Source organism: Ruegeria sp. AM2, assembly GCF_056540685.1.
Map to the genome: position 1 here is coordinate 372,804 of NZ_JBQFXE010000002.1, position 24,193 is coordinate 396,996.

22 protein-coding genes are annotated in these 24,193 nt (G+C 57.4%); 9 read left to right on the top strand and 13 right to left on the bottom strand.

What is annotated here, in order from left to right:
* Positions 1-9: 9 nt before the first annotated feature.
* Complete coding sequence (cysE, locus tag ACR0CR_RS07420; protein WP_480597939.1) at positions 10-819, top strand: serine O-acetyltransferase; 810 nt, start codon at positions 10-12, stop codon at positions 817-819.
* Between the two features lie 7 nt (positions 820-826).
* Here cysE and ACR0CR_RS07425 read toward each other — a convergent pair whose 3' ends face one another.
* From ACR0CR_RS07425 to ACR0CR_RS07450, 6 genes are all read right to left on the bottom strand, one after another.
* Entirely contained in the window at positions 827-1,069 is a 243-nt protein-coding gene (locus ACR0CR_RS07425; protein WP_480597940.1) for a hypothetical protein, read from the bottom strand.
* A 149-nt stretch (positions 1,070-1,218) separates the two neighbouring features.
* Positions 1,219-2,520: a pyruvate dehydrogenase complex dihydrolipoamide acetyltransferase gene (locus ACR0CR_RS07430; RefSeq protein WP_480597941.1), complete on the bottom strand. Its 1,302-nt coding sequence runs from the start codon at positions 2,518-2,520 to the stop codon at positions 1,219-1,221.
* A gap of 12 nt (positions 2,521-2,532) precedes the next feature.
* Positions 2,533-3,897: a pyruvate dehydrogenase complex E1 component subunit beta gene (locus ACR0CR_RS07435; protein ID WP_480597942.1), complete on the bottom strand. Its 1,365-nt coding sequence runs from the start codon at positions 3,895-3,897 to the stop codon at positions 2,533-2,535.
* 15 nt (positions 3,898-3,912) lie between these two features.
* The gene (pdhA, locus tag ACR0CR_RS07440; protein WP_480597944.1) at positions 3,913-4,902 is read right to left on the bottom strand and encodes a pyruvate dehydrogenase (acetyl-transferring) E1 component subunit alpha; all 990 of its coding nucleotides are present in this window, start codon (positions 4,900-4,902) and stop codon (positions 3,913-3,915) included.
* Positions 4,903-5,076: 174 nt separating this feature from the next.
* On the bottom strand, positions 5,077-5,376 hold the full coding sequence (locus ACR0CR_RS07445; RefSeq protein WP_480597945.1) for an FtsB family cell division protein: 300 nt from the start codon (positions 5,374-5,376) through the stop codon (positions 5,077-5,079).
* 125 nt (positions 5,377-5,501) lie between these two features.
* Entirely contained in the window at positions 5,502-6,692 is a 1,191-nt protein-coding gene (locus tag ACR0CR_RS07450) for a phosphoglycerate kinase (RefSeq protein ID WP_480597946.1), read from the bottom strand.
* Between the two features lie 133 nt (positions 6,693-6,825).
* Between ACR0CR_RS07450 and ACR0CR_RS07455 the strand changes: the two genes are divergently transcribed.
* Positions 6,826-7,332 (top strand): peptidylprolyl isomerase, encoded by a 507-nt coding sequence (locus ACR0CR_RS07455; RefSeq protein ID WP_480597947.1) that lies wholly within the window; start codon positions 6,826-6,828, stop codon positions 7,330-7,332.
* Positions 7,325-7,873 (top strand): peptidylprolyl isomerase, encoded by a 549-nt coding sequence (locus ACR0CR_RS07460; RefSeq protein ID WP_480597949.1) that lies wholly within the window; start codon positions 7,325-7,327, stop codon positions 7,871-7,873. The genes ACR0CR_RS07455 and ACR0CR_RS07460 overlap by 8 nt, the downstream gene beginning before the upstream one ends.
* Positions 7,874-7,917: 44 nt before the next feature.
* Here ACR0CR_RS07460 and aqpZ read toward each other — a convergent pair whose 3' ends face one another.
* Positions 7,918-8,604 (bottom strand): aquaporin Z, encoded by a 687-nt coding sequence (aqpZ, locus tag ACR0CR_RS07465; RefSeq protein WP_480597950.1) that lies wholly within the window; start codon positions 8,602-8,604, stop codon positions 7,918-7,920.
* Positions 8,605-8,831: 227 nt separating this feature from the next.
* Between aqpZ and ACR0CR_RS07470 the strand changes: the two genes are divergently transcribed.
* The gene (locus tag ACR0CR_RS07470; protein ID WP_480597951.1) at positions 8,832-10,232 is read left to right on the top strand and encodes a glycosyltransferase family 39 protein; all 1,401 of its coding nucleotides are present in this window, start codon (positions 8,832-8,834) and stop codon (positions 10,230-10,232) included.
* A 135-nt stretch (positions 10,233-10,367) separates the two neighbouring features.
* On the opposite strand, the gene ACR0CR_RS07475 is transcribed toward ACR0CR_RS07470, so the two are convergent.
* The 4 genes from ACR0CR_RS07475 to ACR0CR_RS07490 form a co-directional block, all read right to left on the bottom strand.
* Positions 10,368-10,868 (bottom strand): bactofilin family protein, encoded by a 501-nt coding sequence (locus ACR0CR_RS07475; RefSeq protein WP_480597952.1) that lies wholly within the window; start codon positions 10,866-10,868, stop codon positions 10,368-10,370.
* Positions 10,858-12,183, bottom strand: a complete 1,326-nt coding sequence (locus tag ACR0CR_RS07480; RefSeq protein WP_480597953.1) for a DUF5930 domain-containing protein — start codon at positions 12,181-12,183, stop codon at positions 10,858-10,860. The genes ACR0CR_RS07475 and ACR0CR_RS07480 overlap by 11 nt, the downstream gene beginning before the upstream one ends.
* 177 nt (positions 12,184-12,360) lie before the next feature.
* Positions 12,361-13,179: a ferritin-like domain-containing protein gene (locus tag ACR0CR_RS07485; RefSeq protein ID WP_480598242.1), complete on the bottom strand. Its 819-nt coding sequence runs from the start codon at positions 13,177-13,179 to the stop codon at positions 12,361-12,363.
* 83 nt (positions 13,180-13,262) lie between these two features.
* On the bottom strand, positions 13,263-13,724 hold the full coding sequence (locus ACR0CR_RS07490; protein ID WP_480597954.1) for a peroxiredoxin: 462 nt from the start codon (positions 13,722-13,724) through the stop codon (positions 13,263-13,265).
* Positions 13,725-13,793: 69 nt separating this feature from the next.
* Here ACR0CR_RS07490 and ACR0CR_RS07495 point away from each other — a divergent pair, with 69 nt between their 5' ends.
* The 4 genes from ACR0CR_RS07495 to ACR0CR_RS07510 all read left to right on the top strand — a co-directional run bounded on the left by ACR0CR_RS07495 (position 13,794) and on the right by ACR0CR_RS07510 (position 20,331).
* On the top strand, positions 13,794-17,174 hold the full coding sequence (locus ACR0CR_RS07495) for a YhdP family protein (protein ID WP_480597955.1): 3,381 nt from the start codon (positions 13,794-13,796) through the stop codon (positions 17,172-17,174).
* Positions 17,175-17,218: 44 nt separating this feature from the next.
* Entirely contained in the window at positions 17,219-18,265 is a 1,047-nt protein-coding gene (gene queA / locus ACR0CR_RS07500; RefSeq protein WP_480597956.1) for a tRNA preQ1(34) S-adenosylmethionine ribosyltransferase-isomerase QueA, read from the top strand.
* 108 nt (positions 18,266-18,373) lie between these two features.
* Positions 18,374-19,645: an MFS transporter gene (locus tag ACR0CR_RS07505; RefSeq protein ID WP_480597957.1), complete on the top strand. Its 1,272-nt coding sequence runs from the start codon at positions 18,374-18,376 to the stop codon at positions 19,643-19,645.
* A 107-nt stretch (positions 19,646-19,752) separates the two neighbouring features.
* Positions 19,753-20,331, top strand: coding sequence for a DUF924 family protein (locus tag ACR0CR_RS07510; protein WP_480597958.1), 579 nt, complete (start codon positions 19,753-19,755; stop codon positions 20,329-20,331).
* Here ACR0CR_RS07510 and ACR0CR_RS07515 read toward each other — a convergent pair.
* Entirely contained in the window at positions 20,328-20,762 is a 435-nt protein-coding gene (locus tag ACR0CR_RS07515; RefSeq protein ID WP_480597959.1) for a hypothetical protein, read from the bottom strand. The two genes, ACR0CR_RS07510 and ACR0CR_RS07515, sit on opposite strands and share 4 nt — an antisense overlap.
* A gap of 215 nt (positions 20,763-20,977) precedes the next feature.
* Here ACR0CR_RS07515 and lpdA point away from each other — a divergent pair, with 215 nt between their 5' ends.
* Complete coding sequence (gene lpdA, locus ACR0CR_RS07520; protein ID WP_480597960.1) at positions 20,978-22,372, top strand: dihydrolipoyl dehydrogenase; 1,395 nt, start codon at positions 20,978-20,980, stop codon at positions 22,370-22,372.
* Between the two features lie 135 nt (positions 22,373-22,507).
* Here the strand turns inward: lpdA and ACR0CR_RS07525 are convergent, their stop codons facing one another.
* Positions 22,508-23,890 (bottom strand): M20/M25/M40 family metallo-hydrolase, encoded by a 1,383-nt coding sequence (locus ACR0CR_RS07525; RefSeq protein WP_480597961.1) that lies wholly within the window; start codon positions 23,888-23,890, stop codon positions 22,508-22,510.
* Between the last annotated feature and the right edge of the window lie 303 nt (positions 23,891-24,193).

The following is a 24,193-nucleotide window of genomic DNA, read 5'->3' on the forward strand; positions in this document are numbered from 1 at the left end:
ATCAAAGCCATGTTCAAAAAGCGCAGCCATGTGACCACTGTTGACCCGGTTTGGGATCGTATCACAACCGAGGCGAACGCAGCGGTTGAACAGGAACCTCTGATGGGGGGGCTGGTGCATGCCTGCATCCTTCATCACCGCAGCCTCGAACGCGCCTTGTCTTATCGCGTAGCTGCCAAGCTGTGTTCAAACGAAATGTCGATGATGGTCCTGCGCGAAATCGTGGATGAGGCCTATGCCGATGATCCGTCGCTGATCGAAGCAGCGCGCGCAGACCTGATGGCTGTCTATGAACGTGACCCGGCCTGCCACCGCCTGTTGCAGCCTATCCTTTACTTCAAAGGATATCAGGCGATGCAGGCCTATCGCGTGGCGCATTGGCTGTGGAACAAGGGGCGGCACGATCTGGCCTATTTCTTCCAGATGCGCTCGTCCGAGATTTTCGGGATCGACATTCATCCGGCGGCCAAAATCGGCAAGGGCATCATGATCGACCATGCCCATTCGATCGTCATCGGTGAAACAGCCGTGGTGGGCGACAACGTCTCGATGCTGCATTCGGTCACGCTGGGCGGAACCGGCAAGGAAGAGGAGCAGCGTCATCCGAAAATCGGCAATGGTGTTCTGATCGGGGCCGGGGCCAAGGTTCTGGGCAATATAGAAGTCGGGCATTGCAGCCGGATCGCGGCAGGTTCCGTGGTGTTGCAGGAAGTGCCTGCTTGCAAAACCGTTGCAGGTATTCCGGCGAAAATCGTGGGTGAGGCGGGATGCGATCAGCCTTCGATCTCGATGGATCATATGCTGGGCAAGAACCAGTAATCCTGAATCAGTTCGACCGGTTGTTGCGCCGCTCTTGCCGTGCGCGCCTGCGTTCCTCGCGCCGTTGTTTACGCAGTTCGATACGCTGCTCGCGCTCGTCGTTCTGCCGTGCGATGACGGCGGGATCGGTGGATTTGAACTTGGAATTTTCGCCGGGATAGCTGTTGGGCTTCGCTGTTGCCACGGCGGGTAGCGCAGTCGCCGTCAGGCTCACCAACAGCAGGGTTTTGGTCAGATCAGAAAAACGCATGGTCCACCTCTGGTTTTGCAAAACCGTCTGCAACAAAGGTGGGGGACCGTGGTTTCTGGGGCAACCAGCCGGGCGATCACGCTTGCTCACATCGTGGCGGTGATCGTGAGAGCACCCGCCGGGGCCTGACCCCGGCAGGTGTTGTTTGATCAAGCCAACATGACCATCGGGTTTTCGAGGTTTTCCACGATGGCTTGCAGCAGTTGTGCACCCAACGCGCCGTCGATGACGCGGTGATCAACCGACATGGTGACGGACATGACGGTGGCAACCGTCAGCTCTCCGTCATCGCCCACAACCGGCTTTTTCAGCCCGGTGCCCACGGCGAGGATACCCGCATGGGGCGGGTTCACGATGGCGTCGAAATTGTCGATGCCGAACATGCCGAGGTTCGAGACCGCAAACGTCCCGCCCTGATATTCATGCGGGGCCAGCTTGCGCTCGCGGGCGCGCCCGGCGAGGTCCTTCATCTCGGTCGACAGGGCGGACAGCGACTTGGTGTCGGCATCCTGCAGGACCGGAGTGAAGAGGCCACCCTCGATGGCGACCGCAACGGCCACGTCTGAAGGTTTCAGTTGCAGAACCCGGTCGCCCGCCCAGACGGCGTTGCATTCGGGGACCTGCTGCAGTGCGTTGGCAACGGCCTTGATGATGAAGTCGTTGACGCTGAGCTTGACGCCCCGGCCTTCCAACTGCTTGTTCAACTGGCTGCGGAACTTGAGCAGCGCGTCCAGCTTGATATCGCGGCGCAGATAGAAATGCGGGATGGTTTGCTTGGCCTCGGACAGGCGCGCGGCAATGGTCTTTCGCATCCCGTCCAGTTTGATTTCTTCGTAGTCGCGGCCTTCGTACATCTTGGCCACGGCATCTGCCGATGGGCCAGCCGGTGCGGTCGTTGCGGGCGAGGCTGCTGCGGCAGAGGCCGGAGCGGCTGCTGCTGGAGCTGCGGTTGCGCTTTCAACATCCGCTTTGACGATGCGGCCATGCGGGCCGGAGCCGGTGATCTGTGCCAGATCGAGGCCCTTTTGCGCCGCGATGCGACGGGCCAACGGTGAGGCGAAGATACGACCACCATCGGCTTTGGCTGGCGCTGCCGGGGCAGGGGCGGGCGCCTCGGACGCCACAGGGGCGGCCTCGTTCCCCGCGGCGGCTGCAGGGGCAGCCGCTGGGGCTGCGGCCGGTGCGGCGCCAATATCATCGGCGCTTTCGCCATCTTCGAGAAGGACCGCGATGGCGGTGTTGACCTTGACCCCTTCGGAGCCTTCCGGGATCAGGATCTTGCCGATGGTGCCTTCGTCAACGGCTTCGAACTCCATCGTGGCCTTGTCAGTTTCGATCTCGGCCAGTAGGTCACCGGACGACACCGTGTCACCCTCTTTGACCAGCCATTTGGCAAGCGTGCCTTCCTCCATCGTGGGTGAAAGGGCGGGCATCAGAATTTCTGTGGGCATCTGTGTCGCTCCTTACCGGTAGGTCACTTGTTTGACGGCGGCGATCACCTCATCGGTGGTAATCAGGGCCAGCTTTTCGAGGTTCGCAGCATAGGGCATCGGAACATCCTTGCCGGTGCAGTTGATGACCGGCGCGTCGAGATAGTCGAACGCTTCCTGCATCACGACCGAGCTGATGTAGCTGCCGACCGAGCCCTGCGGCCAGCCTTCTTCGACGGTGACCAGACGGTTGGTTTTCATCACCGAGTTGATGATTGCGCCGGTGTCCATCGGACGGATGGTGCGCAGGTCGATCACCTCGGCGCTGATGCCGTCCTCGGCCAGCTTGTCGGCGGCTTCGAGTGCATATTGCATGCCGATGCCAAAGCTGACGATGGTCACATCTGAGCCTTCGCGCCAGATGCGCGCCTTGCCCAGCGGGATGGTCAGATCGTCCACCTGCGGCACGTCAAATGACCGGCCATAGAGGATTTCATTTTCCAGGAATACCACCGGATTGGGGTCACGGATCGCCGATTTCAGCAGGCCCTTGGCGTCAGCGGCCGAATAGGGCATCACAACTTTCAGGCCCGGGATCTGCATGTACCAAGCGGCATAATCCTGAGAGTGCTGCGCGGCCACGCGGGCGGCAGCACCGTTGGGGCCACGGAAGACGATGGGACAGCCCATCTGACCGCCGGACATATAGAGCGTCTTGGCGGCGGAGTTGATGATCTGGTCAATCGCCTGCATGGCGAAGTTGAAGGTCATGAACTCGACAATCGGTTTCAGGCCGCCAAAGGCAGACCCCACGGCGATGCCGGCAAAACCATGTTCGGTGATGGGGGTGTCGATCACGCGCTTGCTGCCGAATTCGTCCAGAAGACCTTGGGAGATTTTGTACGCACCCTGATATTCGGCGACTTCTTCGCCCATCAGATAGACGTCTTCGTCACCGCGCATTTCCTCAGCCATCGCGTCGCGCAGGGCTTCGCGGACGGTTTCGGATTTCATCTCTGCATCTGCGGGCCAATCGGGCGACAGATCAACCACGGGCGCGGCAGGTGCAGGCGCGGGGGCCTCAACCGCCGCCGGGGCGGCTTGGGTCACCGCTGCGGCTGCGGGCGCAGCCGCGGGCAGGGCGGAAGCGTCTTCGCCTTCGTCCACAAGGACTGCAATCGGAGTGTTTACCTTGACGCCTTCGGTGCCTTCAGCGATCAGGATCTTGCCGACGATGCCTTCATCGACGGCTTCGAATTCCATCGTCGCCTTGTCGGTTTCGATCTCGGCCATGATATCGCCGGATGATACAGTATCGCCTTCTTTGACCAGCCATTTGGCCAGCGTGCCCTCTTCCATCGTGGGCGAAAGGGCGGGCATGAGAATTTCGGTTGCCATGTCTTAGTCGTCCTCTCAGGCGTAAATGTCGGTCCAGAGCTCTTCCACGGAAGGCTCGGGGCTTTCTTTTGAGAATTCGGCGGCCTGGTTGACGATCTCTTTGATCTCTTTGTCGATCGCTTTCAGGTCATCCTCGGTCGCGTGTTTGCCCGTCAGCAGCAGCTCGCGCACATGTTCGATCGGGTCGCTTTGCTCGCGGACCTTTTGAACCTCTTCGCGGGTGCGGTACTTGGCCGGGTCAGACATCGAGTGGCCGCGATAGCGGTAGGTCTTAACCTCGAGGATATACGGCCCCTTGCCGGCACGACAGTGGGCAACCGCTTTCTCACCTGCAGCCTTGACCGCAAGCACATCCATACCGTTCACGATTTCACCGGGGATGCCGAACGCTTCGCCGCGGTGGTAGATGTCTTTCGTCGAAGTTGAACGCGCCTGTGCCGTGCCCATCGCATATTGGTTGTTCTCGATCACGAAGATCACCGGAAGGTCCCAGATGGCGGCCATGTTGAAGGTTTCGTAGACCTGTCCCTGATTGGCCGCGCCATCGCCGAAGTAGGTGAAGGTCACGCCGCCGTTTTCCTTGTACTTGTCGGCGAAAGCCAGACCGGCACCCAGCGGAACCTGCGCACCGACAATGCCGTGGCCACCGTAGAAGTGTTTTTCCTTCGAGAACATGTGCATCGAGCCGCCTTTGCCCTTGGAAAGGCCGCCTTCGCGCCCGGTCAACTCGGCCATCACACCGCCTGGATCCATGCCACAGGCCAACATGTGGCCGTGATCTCGGTAAGAGGTGATCCGCTTGTCGCCTTCTTTGGCAGCTGCTTCGAGACCGACAACAACCGCTTCCTGACCAATATAAAGGTGGCAGAAACCGCCGATCAGACCCATGCCATAGAGTTGCCCCGCCTTCTCTTCGAATCGGCGGATCAGCAACATCTCTCGGTAGTAGGTGGTGAGTTCTTCCGCAGAAACGTTTGGTTTCTTTGTGGTTTTTCGCGCAGCCATTTTGGCGATCTCCCCCTTTCGGCAAGATAGTTTAGCGTTAAACTATCTTTTAGAGCATTTGCGGCAATCTGGCGAGAGTAAATGTGACGCAGCGTCCGATCACGCGGATCCCGGCTGAAAATTTTGATTGGTGTACCGACGGTCAAGATTTTTCGACGAAAAATCTCGGATATCTCAGCGAATGACGATCTCGTCTGCGCGGATCATACCCAAAATGGTCCGGGCCTGTTGATCTAGCAGGTCGAGATCCAGGTAGGTATCAGAAAGTCGCCGGGTCAGATTCTCCATCTGCGAGATCTCGGCATCAAGACCGGCCAGATCGCGTGACAGAGCATCCCGTTCCGCCGCAATTTCAACCCGTCGAAACAGGCCATAGTCGCCCTGCACGGCGGCGAAGGTGAAATAGACACCCAGCATGAAAGCCACCATGAAGAATACGACTGCGCCCAAACCGGGCCGACTGGAACGGGACACTCTGCTTACCGCCGTATGAATACTGCCTCAATAACGGACCCTTTTTGGGTCTCTGAAATCACTATGTCACAGGTGATTCGGGTTGTGAATCCCCTGATTCGACAAAACTTTGCGATCGCGCGTTTTTATTGTTCCAGTGCTGCGACGCCGGGCAGAGTTTTTCCTTCCATCCATTCCAGAAACGCGCCGCCCGCGGTCGAGATATACGAGAAATCCTTGGCCGCACCAGACGCGTTCAGTGCTGCAACGGTATCTCCACCACCTGCGACTGACACCAACTGACCCGCACGCGTCAATGCGGCGGCCTGCAAGGCGGCGGCGTTGGTTGCGGCATCGAAGGGCTCAATCTCGAATGCGCCCAGCGGGCCGTTCCAAATCAGGGTTTGGCTTTTGGCGAAAATCTCGGATATCGCGGTCACGCTGTCAGTCCCGGCGTCCAAGATCATCCCCTCGTCTGTGCACTGATCAGCAGGGAGCACCTGATGCGGTGCGTTGGCCGCAAACGTCTCGGCGACCACGATATCCGTCGGCAAAACAATCGTGCAGCCTGAATTCCCGGCCTTGGCCATGATCTCGGCAGCAGTGTCTTTCATGGCCGTTTCCGCCAGCGATTTGCCCACGTTCAAGCCTTGAGCCACAAGGAACGTATTGGCCATGCCGCCGCCGATGATCAGGTAGTCCACCTTGTCGATCAGATTGCCGAGCAGCTCCAGTTTGGTTGACACCTTCGCCCCGCCAACAACCGCCGTTACTGGGCGCTTCGGTGCGCCCAGAGCGCCCTCCAGCGCCTGCAGCTCGGCCTGCATCAGACGACCGGCACAAGCGGGCAGCAGGCGCGCGATGGCCTCGGTCGAGCTGTGGGCACGGTGGGCGGCAGAAAATGCGTCGTTGCAATACACATCCCCCAGCTTTGCCATCCCGGCTGCCAGATCGGCATCATTCTTGGTCTCGGCCGCGTGGAAACGCGTGTTCTCAAGCAGCAGGACCTGACCGGGTTGCAGTTGCTCGGCGGCCAGTTCTGCCTCGGTGCCGACGCAATCGGCGGCGAACAGGACAGTGGCGTCAAATGCTGCCTCAAGCGTCGTGATCAGTTGTTTTAGAGACAGATTCTCGCGCCGCTCGCCGCCGGGACGACCAAAATGGGCCAGCAGGATCGGTTTGCCACCTGCCGCAAGGATGTCGCGCACAGTGGGTACGATGCGTTGAATACGGGTGGCGTCGGTCACAACACCGTCAACGACAGGCACGTTGATGTCCACCCGGACCAACACGCGTTTGCCGTTCAGGTCCATATCGTCCAGTGTTTTCCAGCCCATTGTGTGACCCTCGCTCCAAGAAACCGATTTAGGCGGTTCTTTTCCTGCATTTTGCCCTCAGGTCAATGCGTCACTTGGCATTCGTGCGCCCGCGTCATAGGTATTTGCGCAAGTTAAACGACAGGAGGGCCTCATGGCCGAGATCAAGGATCCCGAAAACACAATCATCATCGAGCTGAAAGACGGCAATGTCGTGATCGAGCTGTTGCCGGACGTGGCCCCTCAGCACGCGGCCCGGATGAAGGAACTGGCCCGGGGTGGCGAATATGACAACGTAGCCTTTCACCGTGTGATCGACGGCTTCATGGCGCAGACCGGTGACGTGCAGCATGGTGACATGGAAGACGGGTTCAACCTGCGTATGGCCGGCACGGGCGGCTCATCGTTGCCAAATGTTCCGGCGGAGTTTTCGAAGCTGCCGCATGACCGGGGAACCTTGGGTGCTGCGCGGTCGCAAAACCCGGATTCGGCCAATTCTCAGTTCTTCATCAACTTCAAGGACAACCATTTTCTGAATGGCCAGTACACCGTGTATGGCCGCGTCATCGATGGGATGGAGCACGTGGACGCCATCGTACGGGGTGAACCGCCAGCGAGCCCCGACCGCATGATCAGCGTCAAGGTGGCCGCAGATGCATAAGCTTGCCGCTGCATTTGCTCTTTTGGCCAGCCCTGCGCTTGCGACCGGCCTTGAGATCGAGATCGAAGGTGAGGGCGCCAATGGCGTCGTCACAGTCGACCTGTTCGATGATATTGCTCCGAAACATGTGGAACAAATCAGCACTCTGGCGGCCGAAGGAAAATACGATGGCGTGGTGTTCCACCGCGTGATCGACGGTTTCATGGCGCAGACCGGAGATGTCGAGCATGGCCGTCTGGGTGGCGATCTGCGTCGCGCGGGTACTGGTGGCTCGGACCGTCCGGACTTGCCTGCCGAGTTCTCTGACTTCAACTACGACCGGGGCGTTGTGGGTATGGCGCGCGCTCAGGACCCAAACAGCGCCAATTCGCAGTTCTTCATCATGTTTGAGCCGGGCCCGTTTCTGAACGGTCAATACACGGTTGTCGGACAGGTTACCGAAGGCATGGACGTGGTCGATGCGATCAAGCGCGGCGACGGGCCCAATGGCGCGGTCATCGGACAGCCGGACGTCATGAAAAAAGTCACAGTGACCGAATGAGTATCAGGCCCCGGCGGTCGGCGCCGGGGCCTGTGTATTTGGGGTCAATCGTCACCCATGGCGCGCCAGATCAGCGCCCCAATCGCCGCCCCGATCAACGGCGCAACCCAGAACAGCCACAGCTGCGCCAGCGCGGGTGAGTCCGCGAACAAGGCGACTCCGGTCGAACGTGCCGGATTGACCGATGTATTCGTCACCGGGATCGATATCAGGTGGATCAATGTCAAACCCAAGCCAATGGCAATCGGGGCAAAGCCCTCAGGCGCAAAACTGGAGGTTGCTCCCAGTATGATCACGATGAAGAACGCAGTCATGACAATCTCGATCACCAGCGCCGACATCAGCGAATAACCTTCGGGAGAGGCTTCTCCGTAGCCATTTGAAGCAAAGCCGCCCACGCCCTCGAACCCGGGCGCGCCGCTGACGATCAGGTACAGCACGGTCGCTGCGGCAATGGCCCCGATGACCTGCGCGATCCAATAAGGGATCAGGTCTTTGGCATCAAACCGTCCGCCGATCATCAGCCCCAGACTGACAGCCGGGTTGAAGTGCCCGCCAGAGATATGGCCGACGGCATAGGCCATGGTCAGGACGGTCAGGCCAAAGGCGAAAGAAACGCCTAACCACCCAATGCCTACATCGGCCACACCAGCCGCCAGAACGGCACTGCCGCATCCTCCTAAGACCAGCCAAAACGTGCCGAAGAATTCGGCCATGAGTTTTGATGACATGAAAAGCCCTCCGTAAACAATACAGCGCAAGTATAAGGAATTTCATTTTTTTGCGAAATCTTTGTGCGAAGAGATGTTTTGGCCCCAACAATTGGAGCATTGATAAACTGGATTTCTTACCACGTGAGCCGCTTTGGGAACCAGTATCCACAGGAGCTACAACAAATGACATTGTCTACACTTCATTTGAGCATTAACCACATCAGAGATTTTTTGCCGAGAGAACCATGAATACGACATCTGACTTTTCTGAGAAATCCGACTTAAAGGTAAATTTGACCCTGTTCGCAATTGTCATAGTAGCGGTTTTATTGCGCTTGGTGGGCATCACGAACCGTCCTTTTTGGTATGATGAGTTACAGTCTCTAACGCATGCAATTCAACCTGTGCGGGAAATCTTTGAATCAGTTAAACGGTTCGATCCACACCCGCCACTCTACTATTTTCAACTGCACTTTTGGCTCATACCCAATACCGAGCATGGGTGGGTTCGTCTGAACTCGGTAATGTGGAGCGTCGCAACGATTCCCGCGATTTTCTTTGCGGGTCGTAGATTGTTTGACGACGCCACAGCATTGCTGGCAGCGTGGCTGTTTTGCCTATCGCCGCTTGCTGTGTTCTACGCCCAAGAAGTGCGCATGTACGCGATGCAGATGTGCTTATTCGCCTGGGCATTCTTCTTTTTGGACAGATTTCTACTTGAACCCGCTAACCGAAGGCTCGCGATCACTACGTTGTTGCTTATTGCCGCTGCCGTCTACAACCAAGGGGCAGGTTTTTTGATCATAACTTCTGCAGCTTGCTACGTTCTCCTTAAACTTAGGTTGCGTGTGTTCGCTAAGAGCAATCGATTGGTAATTTGGGTTGGTGTTGGAACGGTTGTTCTTTCCTGTTTTTGGCTCATAGAAGCCAGAAAAACTTCGCTCGGGCACTTGTCCGCCCCAGAAATCCAGCAAGTCGTGCGAGATATGTCGATATTTGTGCTTGGTCCTGGGAATGATGTGTCGAGTGCACTTGTAAGCCTAGTCGTGCCGTTATTGGCGGTTCTTTTGTTTTTGGATAAAAAAGTCAGAATGATTACGATAAGCTTTGTCATTCTACCGGCTTTTTTAGTGTTTGTTCTTTCCTACACTATTTCCCCAATATGGCACATCAGAGCGATCGCTGGCTTCTTGCCCTTCCTTTCGTTAACCGTTGCAGGTGCAATAGGCTTCGTTTGTAGCCAATTGAATGTTAGACAAGCGGTTGTCCTGATCTGCGTATCGCTTTTCGCCCTTTCGGTTTTGCCTTTTTCTCTGAGTGTCAACGAAGGAAGTTCGGCCAGAAAAACTCGAAATCAAGTTGCGACCTATCTTAAGCAAACAATGGCGCCGGGAACGTCTGTCGCCTTCGGGAACGCTAGAGATGCTTGGGGAATCGTCTGGTACATGGCCGAGCCGGGCGCGATACGAACACGAAACAAAAGGCAGGTAGTTGAAACCGAAGATGGATTAAAAATCTACTATTTCAGCAAACCCAAATACATAAAGGAAGGTGACGATCCTACGGTTTGGGTCTACAGAAAAAACCATCCGGATGTCACTCCGGAGGCACGCAGATTTAACAATATTTACGTCGTGAAAAACTAGGATCCTGGACTATTTTATCACGTTTTGAGTATATCGAAATCAAAATTGAACGAGTGTTTGCACAAGGTGCTCCAACAAAAAAACGCATCGCAGGGGAACCCGCGATGCGCCCAAATTTGACAAATCAGCAGTTTTTTACTGCTTCACTTCCGCCGCTGGGTTCGCGCCGCCCTTGCCGCCGCGACCGGGGTTCAGGGGGTCGTCCTGACGCTGCACCGAACCTTCGAAATGCGCGCCGCTTTCGATGGCGATGGTCTTGTGAATGATGTCGCCCTCAACGCGCGCGGACGAAGTCAGGCGGACCTTCAGGCCACGTACACGGCCCACGATGCGGCCATTGATTACGACGTCGTCGGCGGTGACTTCGCCCTTGATGGTTGCGCTTTCGCCAATTGTCAGCAGATGCGCGCGGATGTCGCCTTCGACCGTGCCTTCGACTTGAATGTCGCCAGACGTCTTAAGGTTGCCTGTGATGTGCAGGTCCGAAGACAGAACCGACGCCGGAGGCTTGGCCTTTGGGGGCGCGCTTGCCTTGGTTTCTGTCGGCGCAGGTGTTGCCGGTGTTGCCGGAGCGGCGGGTTTCGGGGCCTCGGAAGCGCTGGATCCGGGCTCGTTGATTTTGCTCTTAGAAAACATTTCTCGCAGCCTTGATGTAAGTCATTGGGTTTACAGGTTTTCCGTTCACACGCACCTCATAGTGCAGATGAGTGCCGGTCGACCGTCCGGTGCTACCCATATCAGCTATATGATCCCCGCGCGAGACCCTTTGACCGACCTTTACGCGTAACTTGGTGTTATGAGCGTAAAGTGTCTCAATGCCAAAGGCGTGCCTGATCTTGACCAGTCGGCCAAAACCGGACTGCCACCCGGCATGGGTGACCACTCCATCGGCGGTTGCAAATATGTCCGTTCCTGGAGCGCCGGCAAAATCCGCGCCGTTATGCATGCGGCGTCCGCCGGTTTTTGGGTCGCGCCGGGTGCCGTAACCGCTGGTAAACCGAACCGCTGCGCGCACCGGGCTGGCGAAGGGGGCCTTTTCGGCAGCGATGCGATAGAGGTTCAGTTGGTCCATCTGTTGCAGCAGCTGGTTCGCGCGGATCTGGTCGGGGGTCAGCTCCTCACCGCGCGTGCTGAAGGATAAAGGGGTCAGCGGACCGCCCATACCGCTATATCCGCGCCGGACCTCTTCGATGATACGATCTGTGGGCATGCCAGCCTGGCGGAACATCTTATCCAGCGGCTCGACCGAGATCACCATCGCTTCTTCCAGCTGGCGGAAGATCTCGTCGCTGCGTTCCTGCATGAGACGGATTTCCAGTTCCAACTCGTCGCGCTGATCCAGCGCACCTTGCGCGTCTGATGCGATCTGGTCGCGCTGTGCGGCCGTACGGGCCAGGGCGTCGGTCATGAATGCCATTTGCGCCGGATCGGAAGTGGCCATCATATAGGCACCGCCGTCGTCACCTGCCTGTTTTAATTCCGCCAACTCATGACGCGCATCTTCACGCTGTTTCATGGTTGCGCGTAAAGTGGTCTGGATGACTTCGATACCCGTCTCCAGTTCATGCCGGCGGTTTTCTGATGCCAGAAGCTCTGACTGCATGGCCGAAACCTGCTCAAGCGCTGCGTTGAAGCGCGCATGGGCGGCCAGAGCCTCGGCGGCGCGGGCATCGCGCTCGGTCGATAGGATGTTCAGGCGTTCCTGATATGTCGCTTGATCGCGCTTTGCCTGTTCGCGGAAGTTGCCCGATCCAATGCTATCCATAAGCAAGATCGCCGTGGCGACAGTCGTCCAACCGACCATCACGGCAACGCCTGAAACGGCTGCAAGCTGGGTCTCGGAACTTAGTCGAATGAACCGGGTGTCAGAATCTGATTTCAGGAAAAGCCGGCGTTCCGGAAATCGTCGCTCGAGCCATGCGTGTAGTTGAATTGCCAGACGTGTCCGCACGCGTCTTACCTCATTGTCCCCATATCTCGGAGCCGGTCGTGAGTGAGTAGCCGCTCCTTGACCCGATTGCTTAAAGGGGCAGGTGGTGTTGGGCAAGGTTGTTAACCAATCAACGGTCTCAGGCGGGGATTTCCCGCACAAGATCGGCGGGAATTCGCCGATTGTGGTGGAAATCCCTCAGTCTGCCACAACTCCTGGTGGCGGAAGCTCTTCCGTAAGCGGCCAGTAGAAATCCGGCGGCAGCCCGGCCTCGGCGCGCTTTTCCTCATTGAACGGCGGTTTGAGGGTGCCGTGGAAGTAGCGCCGTACAAGCTGATGGAACACATCCTTTGGGTCTGCGTTCTCGCGCCCGCACAGGAAGTGGAACCATTTTGACCCATAGGCCACATGCCCGACTTCTTCGGCGTAAATCACTTCAAGCGCAGCAATGGCCTGTTCGGCCTTAGCCTTCCGGAAAATGTCGATCATGCCCGGTGTCACGTCCAGCCCGCGCGCTTCAAGCACCATGGGGACGACGGCCAGCCGACCCATCAGATCTTCGGCTGTGTCCTCGGCGGCGCGCCACATTCCTGCGTGCGCGGGCAGGGCACCATAGTGGCTGCCCATCTGTTCCAGGCAATCGCACACCATCTCGAAATGGCGCGACTCCTCTTCAGCGCATTTGACCCAATCGTCGTAGAACCCAATGGGCATCGGAACGTGACCAAAGCGTGCGATGATGTCCCAGTGCAGGTCGACCGCGTTCAACTCGATATGCGCGACCGCATGCAACAACGCGATCCGTCCAGCTTCGGACCCTGGTCGCCTGCGCGGCACGTCCCGAGGCGATAAAAGCTCGGGTTTGTCAGGGCGGGCGGGATGCAGTGGCGGGTTTGCGGTGCCAATCTCAATCTGTGGCGTGTCGCCTTTTCGGGCGGCAAACCAATCGGCGGCATAGCGTTTGGACAACGCTGTTTTGTCCCGACCGACAGGCGTGGTCAGAACCTCTGTTGCCATTTGCGTCAGTGTCTTGGTCACGCTTGCCCCCAGCCTGAGTGTCGCGCAACGGTCATAAACCCGAACGCCGCGCAGGTCGAGGCTCAGAGCGACTTGACCGCGTCCAGAACCTCTTCGACATGGCCGGGGACTTTCACCTTGCGCCAAACCTTGGCGACCTTGCCTTCGGCATCAATCAAGAAGGTCGACCGTTCGATCCCCATCGACTTGCGGCCATACATGTTCTTTTCAACCCAGACGCCGTAATCTTCGCACACCGTTTGGCCCTCGTCAGACAGCATCGTTGTGGTCAGCGAATGCTTGGCGACGAACTTGTCATGTTTCGCAACGGTATCTTTCGAAATGCCGAAAACGTGTGCACCCGCATCCGTGAATTGCTGCAAGTGCTCGGAAAAACCGATGGATTCCTTGGTGCAGCCCGGCGTATCATCGCGGGGGTAGAAAAACAGAACGACCTTATGGCCGCGTTGGTCCGATAGTTTGACCTCTCCGCCACCGTCGCGGGGCAAGGTAAAGTCGGGGGCAAGGTCTGAGACGTCGGGCATAAGCAAACTCCGGCTGACAAAATGAACGGATGCCATGTATCATAGGGCGCCGTAGGCGGGTTGAAAGACGTGAAACGCAAATTGGTCCAGCAAGAACAGCAGGATGCCGATCCCAAGGGCAAGGCGCGACCCCGAGGGTATCGCCGTCGCAAAGCCGGAAAATGGGCAGGCGGCGGCGTTCTGGTTCTGACCTTTCTGGCAATCTTCACAGCATTCATGGTTGTCGGCCAGAACATGCACGCCCCAGCCTGGGTGCGTGACCGGGTCGAGACGCGGTTGGACAAGGCACTGGGCGGGCTGCAGGTTCGGTTTGGGGACGTAAGTTTCATCATTCACAAGGGGTGGCGACCCCGGTTGCAATTGTCGGATGTGCAGATCAGCGATGCCGCAGGTCAGCAGATCGCCGAGATGTCGGACCTGCAAGCCACACTCGCCATGCGTCCACTTCTGAAAGGACAAGTCAGGCCAAAGCGCATCAATGTGCAAGGTGCGCAGATCGCACTGACCCGAGGGTTGGACGGCGCACTGTCCATGACCGTCGGAACCGGCAGCGCTCCGGTGGGGCAAGCGCCCAACCTTGCTGAACTGATCGAAGATACAGACATTGTTTTCAAATCCCCGATCCTGTCTGCGCTCGTATCCGCTGAAATGGGCGCCATCACGCTCAACTATCAGGATCTGCGTCAGGATCGGTCGTGGGTTCTGGATGGGGGGCACATTCAGATCACCCGAAATCAGCGCACTGTTCGCTTGGCCACCGGGTTTTCGGTCCTGTCCGGACGTGACTATGTCAGCGCTATTGAGGCGAACTACACAAGCACGCTGGACAGTGCCGAAGCGCAATTCGGTTTTACGATCACAGACCTGCCAGCCGAGGATGTCGCTGGTCACAGCCCCGCTTTGGCCTGGATGCAGGTGCTGACTTCTCCGATTTCGGGTGCTCTGCGCGGCAGCATGGATGACGGCGGCGCCCTTGGTCAGGTCTTTGCCACGCTGACGCTTGGGGCAGGTGCTTTGCAACCCAATCCTGAAACCCGCCCAATCCCTTTTGACAGTGCGCGCACCTATTTCACATATGACCCGAAGCAACAGCTGCTGGATTTCAACGAAGTTTCGATAAATTCGGCCTGGGGCAATGTTCAGGCCGAGGGAAAGGCCTTCCTGCATGGCGTCGACGATGGCGTTTTGGACAGCATGGCCGCTCAATTCCGGATGAGCGCGATCGAAGTGAACCCGGCGGGATTGTTCCCTGAGAAACTGAACCTGTCTCGTGCCGACTTGGATTTTCAAATCAAACTCGCGCCATTCCACATGCGTCTTGGGCAGATGACCGTGGAAGACGGAGACCATCGCCTGTACCTGAGCGGTACGTTGGACGGGCTGACGGACGGTTGGGCCGCAGATATTGACGCCCAGATCGATGGCATGTCTTCCGAGCAGGTTCTGAAGTATTGGCCGGAAAGTCTCGCGCCAAAGCCGCGCCTCTGGGTCACCGAAAATCTTTATCACGGTAAGATGTCGGATCTGGATTTTGCCTTGCGTATCCGACCTGGTGAAAAGCCCGATATCTACGCGGATTTCGAGTTTGAGGATACCGAGCTGCGGTTTGCAAAAACTCTGCCGCCCATCCAAAAGGCGCAGGGGCAAGTCAATATGCTCAATGGCCGGTTTGCCGTGACGGCGCAGCAGGGGATCGTCGAGGCCGATCAGGGCGGCATCGTTGATGCGGCTGGCACGTCGTTCATCATCCCGGACACCAGCATCAAGAAATCCACGCCGGGTATCGCCCGTATTCAGGCCAGCGGCAGTGTGACGGCCGCTCTTTCTTTGCTTGATCGACCTCCGCTCCAGTTGCTGACAAAGGCCAACCTGCCCGTCGATCTTGCCTCAGGCCAGGTTCAGTTGGCGGGCACTCTGTCCTTGCCGATGATCAAGGGGCTCAAGCTGGAAGACACCCGGTTCCACTTTGACGGAGATTTGGCGAACCTTGAAAGCGATCGCTTGGTCCCTGGTTTCAACGTCAGTGCCGGGTTGCTGAAACTGACCGGCGATCAGACCGAAGTTTCCATTGGCGGAGACGGGCTGTTCGGCGATGTTCCAGTGCAGGCCACATGGCAACAGGTCATCGGAGGGGCTGCACCGCAACGCAGTCAAGTCAGCGGAACGATAGAACTCTCACCTCGCCTGATGGACGAGCTTAAAGCCGGATTGCCGAGAGGGATGCTGACCGGGCAAGGCTCGGCGGATTTCGCGCTTGATATTGGTGCGGGTGAACCTCCGTTACTGTCTGCGCAATCCGATCTGGTAGGGGTTGGCCTGGCGATCCCCGAACTTGGGTGGCGCAAAGCTTCGGGCAGCAGCGGCTCGCTTACCGCCGAGGCAACTCTGGGCTCGGCGCTGAGCGTCGATTCATTGCAGATCGATGCGTCCGGATTGCGAATGGCGGCTTCGATCTCTTTCAAGGAAGGCGGTTTTGATCGCGTCAAGTTCAGTTCGTTTGAATTGGGCAACTGGCTGGCGGTGCCCGCGGAACTGATCGCGCGTGGAACCGCTGTGCCGGATATCCGGGTTCTGGGTGGGGTATTCAACCTTGGAAAATCGACCATTGGCGAGGGTTCCAGTGGCAGTTCGGGCGGTGCGGGACCCAAGCTGGACGTCAAGCTGGACAGGCTACAGGTGACCGAGAGCGTTGCGCTGACGGGACTGAATGGCTCATTCCAAACCACCGGAGGTCTCGCGGGCGCGTTCTCGGCCCAGGTCAACGGCGGTGCGCCTGTTCAGGGGCAGGTGATCCCACGCGGCGCGCGCAGTGCGATCGACGTGACTTCGGATGATGCGGGTGCCGTGCTGCGCTCGGCCGGGATAATCACCCAAGCGCACAAGGGCACGATGAACCTGCAGCTTGAACCAGTGGCTGCGCCTGGCAATTACGATGTCGATCTGAAGATCAAGAACACACGGATCAAGGATGCGCCCGCCATGGCGGCCCTGTTGAACGCGATCAGCCTTGTGGGGTTGATTGATGAAATGGCGGGACAAGGGATTTTCTTTTCGTCCATCGATAGCGTGATGCGCATCACGCCGACCGAAGTCAAAGTCCTGAGCGGCAGCGCAGTCGGTCCGTCGATGGGCCTGTCCTTTGATGGGACGATCAACACCGTTGCCGGAGTGCTGGACCTGCGCGGCGCGATATCCCCAATCTATCTGGTCAACGCCATCGGCAGCGTTCTGACCCGCAAAGGTGAAGGCATAATTGGCTTCAACTACACGCTCAAAGGTCCGCTGACGTCGCCCAAAGTGTCTGTGAACCCGCTATCTGGCTTGGCACCTTTGTTTTTGCGCAACCTGTTTCGGGCTCCCGCACCGACCGTCTCGGACGGTCCCAATGCCAAGCCTAAACCGGAAGACAGCCCGCATCGGTCTACAACGCCCAGAGGTGAGGACCGGTAATCAACGCTGTGGCCGAATCTGTTCGACCGCTGTAAGGCGCGCGCATGAAGCTGAGTGATTTTGATTTCCAACTGCCCGAGAACCTGATTGCCACGCGACCGGCCAGCCCGCGCTCGTCGGCTCGGTTGTTGGTTGCCCAAGGCGATGCCATCAGTGACCGGCATGTGTTCGACTTGCCAGATGTCTTGCGACCCGGTGATCGACTCGTGCTGAACGACACCCGTGTCATTCCGGCCCGGTTGAGCGGGCGGCGGCACCGTCAAAGCGTTCAGGGCCCGGTCTCAGCCGCGATCGAGGTCACTTTGCTGGATCCGCAAGCGGACGCCACATGGTCGGCTTTGATCAAGCCGCTGAAGAAGGTGAAGATTGGAGAAGAGATCGTATTCTCTGACGCGCTCAGCGCACGTTTGGTTCGCGTGGTGGAGGGTCAGGCCTTCTTGAACTTCAATCTGACCGGCGATGATTTTGACCACGCGTTAGAACACGCAGGCGCGATGCCACTGCCTCCTTACATTGCGGCCAAACGGCCCGCGGACGAGCAGGACAAGACCGACTACCAGACGGTCTGGGCCCGTAATTCTGGTGCTGTTGCCGCTCCGACTGCGTCTTTGCACTTTGATGAACCGCTGTTGCAGGCGCTTGCGGCGCGTGGAGTCAGCTTTACCCATGTCACGTTGCATGTGGGCGCGGGGACTTTCCTGCCGGTCAAGGTCGAGGACGTGGCCACGCATAAAATGCATGCCGAATGGGGGCAGGTCAGTGAACAGGCCGTGTCCGAAATCAGAGCGACCAAAGCCGCTGGCGGTCGCGTCATTCCGGTGGGCACAACCGCCGTGCGTCTGATCGAAAGCGCGGCGCGCAGCGGTGAGATTCAACCGTGGGAGGGTGATACGGACATATTCATCTACCCGGGTTTCGAGTTTCAGGTCACCGACGCGCTGATGACCAATTTCCATCTGCCGAAATCAACTTTGCTGATGCTGGTTTCGGCACTGATGGGACAAACGACCGTCCGAGGTATCTATGACCATGCCATCGCGGAGAAGTACCGCTTTTTCTCATACGGAGACGCGTCGCTTTTGATCCCTTGATTGGCAGGAATTTGACAGCCGTGGCAGAAAATTTCGTAGACAAGCGACCTTAGGGCGGTCTTTGATCGCATTACGAATTTCACATACCGGCAAGAATGGACGTAGGTCATGCTTCAGGTTCTCTCCAGCGCTTGGGCGCTTCTTCTTGGAATGGGTCTGCTGATGGTCGGCAACGGCATGCAGGGAACCTTGCTGGGTGTGCGGGGCGAGATCGAAGGGTTCTCGACCTTGCAGATGTCTTTTGTCATGTCCGCGTATTTTTTGGGCTTTCTGGGGGGGTCGCGACTGGCCCCCGAGATGATCCGGCGTGTGGGTCACGTGCGCGTGTTTGCGGCGCTCGCATCCTTTATTTCGGCCGTAATGATCATGTACCCGATGCTGACCGATCCAATCGCGTGGTTTCTGGGGCGTGTCGTGATCGGCTTTTGTTTCTCGGGCGTGTATGTGACGGCAGAAAGCTGGCTCAACAACGCGGCCAGTAACGAGAACCGTGGGCAGGCCCTGTCGCTTTACATGATGGTTCAGATGACAGGAGTCGTTAGTGCGCAGGCGTTGCTGCTGGTCGGCGATCCAGCGGGCTACGAGTCCTTCGTGATCGCGTCGATCCTGGTTTCGGTTTCGTTTGCGCCGATCCTGCTGTCAATCTCTCCCACGCCCGCCTTCGATACGACCAAACCGATGACCTTGCGAAAACTGATGGAAACATCGCCGCTGGGCTGCGTCGGTATGTTCCTATTGGGCGGGATTTTCTCGGCCCAATTCGGGATGAGCGCGGTCTATGGCGCCGAGGTTGGCTTGTCGCTCGTTGAAATCTCAACTTTTGTTGCGGCTTTCTACGTTGGGGCCGTGGTGCTGCAATACCCGATCGGTTGGATTTCGGACCGCATGGACCGGCGCATATTGATCCTGATCGTCTCGGCAATTGGAGGGATCGGGGCGCTGATTGGCATGGTATTCGGCCTGACCTTCACGGTTCTGCTGATCGCGGCCTTTATCATTGGCGGCATGACCAGCCCGCTTTATTCTTTGTTGATTGCTTATACCAACGACTATCTGGAATATGACGATATGTCCGCCGCCTCGGGCGGTCTGGTTTTTATCAACGGGCTTGGAGCAATTGCCGGTCCGATCATCACCGGTTGGCTCATGGGCGCAGGTGTTATTGGTGTCCAGGGCTTCTTCCTGTTCATCGCGGCGCTGATGTTCACTATGGCTGTCTACGCGCTCTACCGGATGACGCAACGCGCCTATGTGCCTGTGGATGAAACCGGATCGATTGCCCCGGTCTATCCAACCTCAACGCCCGTGGCCCTTGAGGTGGCGCAGGAAGTCGCTATCGAAGCCGCCCAAGATGAGGCCGAAGGGCAGGAACCTGCCTGAGCGCCGGATTTATGTCGATGATGTTGCAATATGTTACTGTAACAAATCTGTAAAACCGACTTAAATGACGTTACGTCCCTGGGGAGGGCATTTACGGAGTCAAGGGCATGGCAGGTCCTGAAGAAGTATTGAGTTTTTGGTTAGACGAGATTGGTCCCGACGGGTGGTACGAGCAGGATGACGCGTTGGATACGCAAATCCGCGATCGGTTTCTCGACACATGGAAAGCAGCGTATGAGGGCAGGTTCTCGCTCTGGCTGACTTACCCGAGCGGCGCGTTGGCATACATCATCCTGATGGATCAGTTCCCAAGAAACATGTTCCGTGGCAGTGCAAAGGCCTTTGCGTCCGACCGCGCTGCTCTGGCTGCGGCGAAAGCTGCTGTTGACCGAGGCTGGGACATGAAGATTGACGAACCGGCACGGCAGTTCTTCTATTTGCCGATGATGCACTCGGAAAACCTGTGTGATCAGGAGCGCTGCGTACGCCTGATGTGTGAACGCATGCCAGAACACGGCGCAAGTAACTTGCTGCACGCCCGTGCACATCGCGAGGTCATCCGCACGTTCGGCCGCTTTCCGTACCGCAATGATGCGCTGGATCGTCAGACCACCGAACCTGAGGCTACCTATGTCAGCAACGGCGGGTACGGCTCGACGGTGCGCGCGCTGCAGGCCGCGCTTTAAGTCGCAGGTTCACATCCTCGCATTGCGGTGACGGCGTCTGTCAGACTCTCGGCCGAGGTTGTGATGGCATAGTCGATCAGGTCCTCGGGGCTGTTTGCAAGGGCGGCAAACCGGGATTGCGTATCTTCCATTCGATCTTCAACATTTTCCAAACGCTCCAGCGCAAGGTTCAGCCTTTGTTGCAGGGCAGGGCTTAACGACCCAGGTTGCGCGCGCAATTCTGCCAGATCGCTTCGCAGGGCAGCAATCTCGTCTCTGATCCCCGCTGCCTGTTCTCGCACTGGCGAAAATGCCTTTATCTCTTCGACGAAACCGGTGCGAATGTCCTCAACGCTTTGCGCCAGTTTCCAGCCCAGAAACAGGCACAAAGCCAAAAGGATCAAAGTCGCATTGATCAGCGCAAGAAGCAGATCTTTGAAGGTCTTTGCCATGCTATGCCTTTCAAATTTCGGAATATTATCTTGGTCTGGTGATCAGTCTTACCGAGGTTCTAGCCATTGACGCACGTCACGTATAGTTTGAATTCAGTGCCACCGGCGAAAAATGACCCTGCGTCATTTATGTCGCGGTTACCAATGTTGATGCGTCAAAAAAAATAGTTTAACGGTAAACTAGTTTCTCAACCGACCTGCGCCGAGAGGTAAACATGGCTGCAAAATCCTTTGATCTGATCGTAATCGGGGCGGGCCCCGGCGGATATGTTGCTGCCATTCGCGCCGCTCAATTGGGCTTGAAGACAGTAGTGGTCGAGCGTGAACACCTCGGCGGTATCTGCCTGAACTGGGGCTGTATCCCCACCAAAGCGCTTCTGAGGTCTTCAGAAGTGTTCCATCTGATGGAGCGCGCCAAGGACTTTGGCCTTAAGGCAGACAAGGTCGGTTACGACCTGGATGCGGTGGTCAAACGCTCGCGCGGTGTGGCCGGGCAACTGTCGGGCGGCATTGGGCATTTGCTCAAGAAGAACAAGGTTACTGTGGTGATGGGAGAAGCGACAATCCCCGCCAAGGGGAAAGTCACCGTCAAAACGGATAAGGGAACCGAGGAACTGACGGCCAAGAACATCGTTCTGGCCACCGGCGCGCGCGCGCGCGAACTTCCTGGACTTGAAGCAGACGGCGATCTGGTTTGGACCTACAAACACGCGCTGCAGCCACCCCGGATGCCAAAGAAGCTGCTGGTGATCGGATCGGGCGCGATCGGGATCGAGTTTGCCAGCTTCTACAATACTTTGGGCGCGGACACGACGGTGGTTGAGGTGATGGACCGAGTACTGCCGGTCGAAGACGCTGAAATCAGTGCCTTTGCTAAGAAAGCCTTTTCGAAACAGGGTATGACCATCATGGAAAAGGCGATGGTCAAGCAACTTGATCGCGGCAAAGGAAAGGTCACCGCACATATCGAGGTGAAGGGCAAAGTCGAAAAGCATGACTTTGACACTGTGATCTCAGCCGTAGGAATCGTCGGAAACGTCGAAAATCTGGGTCTCGAAGCGCTAGGCGTTAAAATTGACCGGACCCACGTCGTGACGGATGAATTCTGCCGCACCGGCGTTGACGGGCTCTATGCCATTGGCGACATTGCCGGAGCGCCCTGGCTGGCGCATAAGGCAAGCCACGAGGGTGTCATGGTTGCCGACCTGATCGCTGGCAAACACGCGCATCCTGTCAAACCCGAGAGCATCGCCGGTTGTACTTATTGCCAGCCACAGGTCGCATCGGTCGGGTATTCTGAAGCGAAAGCCAAAGAACTGGGTTATGACATCAAGGTCGGACGCTTCCCTTTCATCGGCAACGGCAAGGCTATTGCATTGGGCGAGCCTGAGGGCCTTATCAAAACCGTGTTTGACGCCAAAACCGGAGAGCTGCTGGGCGCACATATGATTGGTGCCGAAGTGACTGAACTCATCCAAGGCTACGTGGTCGGTCGCCAGTTGGAAACGACCGAGGAAGACCTGATGAACACCGTTTTCCCGCATCCAACCCTGTCCGAGATGATGCACGAAAGCGTTCTCGACGCATACGACCGTGTGATCCATATGTAAAAGGGGGGGCTCTGCCCCCGCCGCCCGTACCGGGCGTCTCCCCCGGGATATTTCTAGCCAGATGAAGCAGGGATCCTTAATTCATCTGGCCTCAAATATCCCGGAGCGCGAGGCAGAGCCTCGCAAAAAATTCAGTCACGATGTGAGCGCGTCCAGAATCCGGGCCCAGGAGCGGATGCCCTTGTGGAAGCTATTGACGTCGTATTTCTCATTCGGTGAATGAATGGCGTCGTCATCATTGGCGTATCCGACCAGCATCGAGTCCATGCCCAGAACGGTGTCGAAATACCCAACAACCGGGATGGATCCGCCCATGCCGGTGAAGACGGCCTCGCGATTCCATTCGTTGGACAATGCACCTCGCGCGGCTTCGAATTCGGGTCGGTCGAGGTTCATCACTGACGCTGGTGAGCCGTCAAGGTCATTATCCCAGATAACTTGAACGTCGGTGGATAGGCGATCTTCGACATGTTTGCGGATTTTGTCGCGCACGGCATCGGGGTCCATGTCGCCGACCAAACGGCAGGTAATTTTACAATGCGCCTCGGACGGGATCACAGTCTTTGATCCTGCGCCATTGTAGCCGCCCCATAGCCCGTTCACTTCCAAGGTCGGTCTGGCCCATTGTTGCTCCAGTGTTGAGAACCCTTTTTCGCCGTGCGGCACGCTGTAGCCGACGGAATTCAGGTATTCGGCCTCGTCAAACCCACAGTTTTGCCATTGGCGGAGTTGATCGGCAGGCACCTCGTGAACACCGTCGTAAAACCCGTCTACCGCAACGCGCCCGGTGTCTTCGTCGTAAAACGAAGCAACGATCCGCGACAGCTCGCGCAGCGGGTTTAGGCCGGGGCCACCATAGTGGCCTGAATGCAGGTCAATCCGTGGGCCAATCACTGTGAACTCGTCCTTAACCATGCCGCGCAGTTGCGATGCGATGGAAGGCACACCACGCGAGACCATCGAGGTGTCGCAGACCAGAGCCAGGTCCGCCTGCAGTTCACTCTTATTGGCTTCAAGGAATGGAACCAGGGATGGCGAGCCCGATTCTTCCTCACCCTCGAAAAAGAAAGTGATGCGGCACGGGAATGTTCCATGCACCGCTTTCCATGCGCGGCAAGCCTCGACGAAGGTCATCAACTGCCCTTTGTCGTCTGATGAGCCGCGACCACGGATGACCTGACCGTTTTCGGTATCTTCCAGCGCTGGATCGAACGGGTCGCGGTTCCATAGCTCCAATGGGTCCACGGGCTGCACGTCATAGTGACCGTAGAACAAAAGATGCGGTCCGTCGCCTTCGCCCACATGGCCAACCACCATCGGGTGCCCCGGGGTTTCGCGCTTGCCTGCCTCAATTCCCATGCTTTGCAGGTCTGCTACCAACCAGTCCGCGGCAGCATCCACTTTATCCTCGAACTCCGGATCGGTTGAAATTGAAGGAATGCGCAGAAATTCCATCAACCGATCAATTGAGGTGGTCAGGTCGGTATCGATCTTGCTGAGAACGGCGTCGAGCGACATGGGATTCTCCCGAAATTGAGATGATTTGGATGCGAACCTATCAGGGCAGAACCGGTGGTCCAGCCTGTTTGCATGGAAATGTGGCACGTTGAGGCGTATAATCAGAGAAACAAAGGAAATAGCCTGCGTCGTTTCCCCACGTCTCATTGCCGTAACTTTACTTGTCGGCGCGGGTCCAAATCGATATTTGATGCAAATCAATGATGCGCCCCGTTCCGGTCACTAGATGTTTGATCTGAACGAACGCAAAGTCGCCGAAGCAGTACAGTCTGTTGAGCGCGACAAAATATGCCGCCCGCGCTG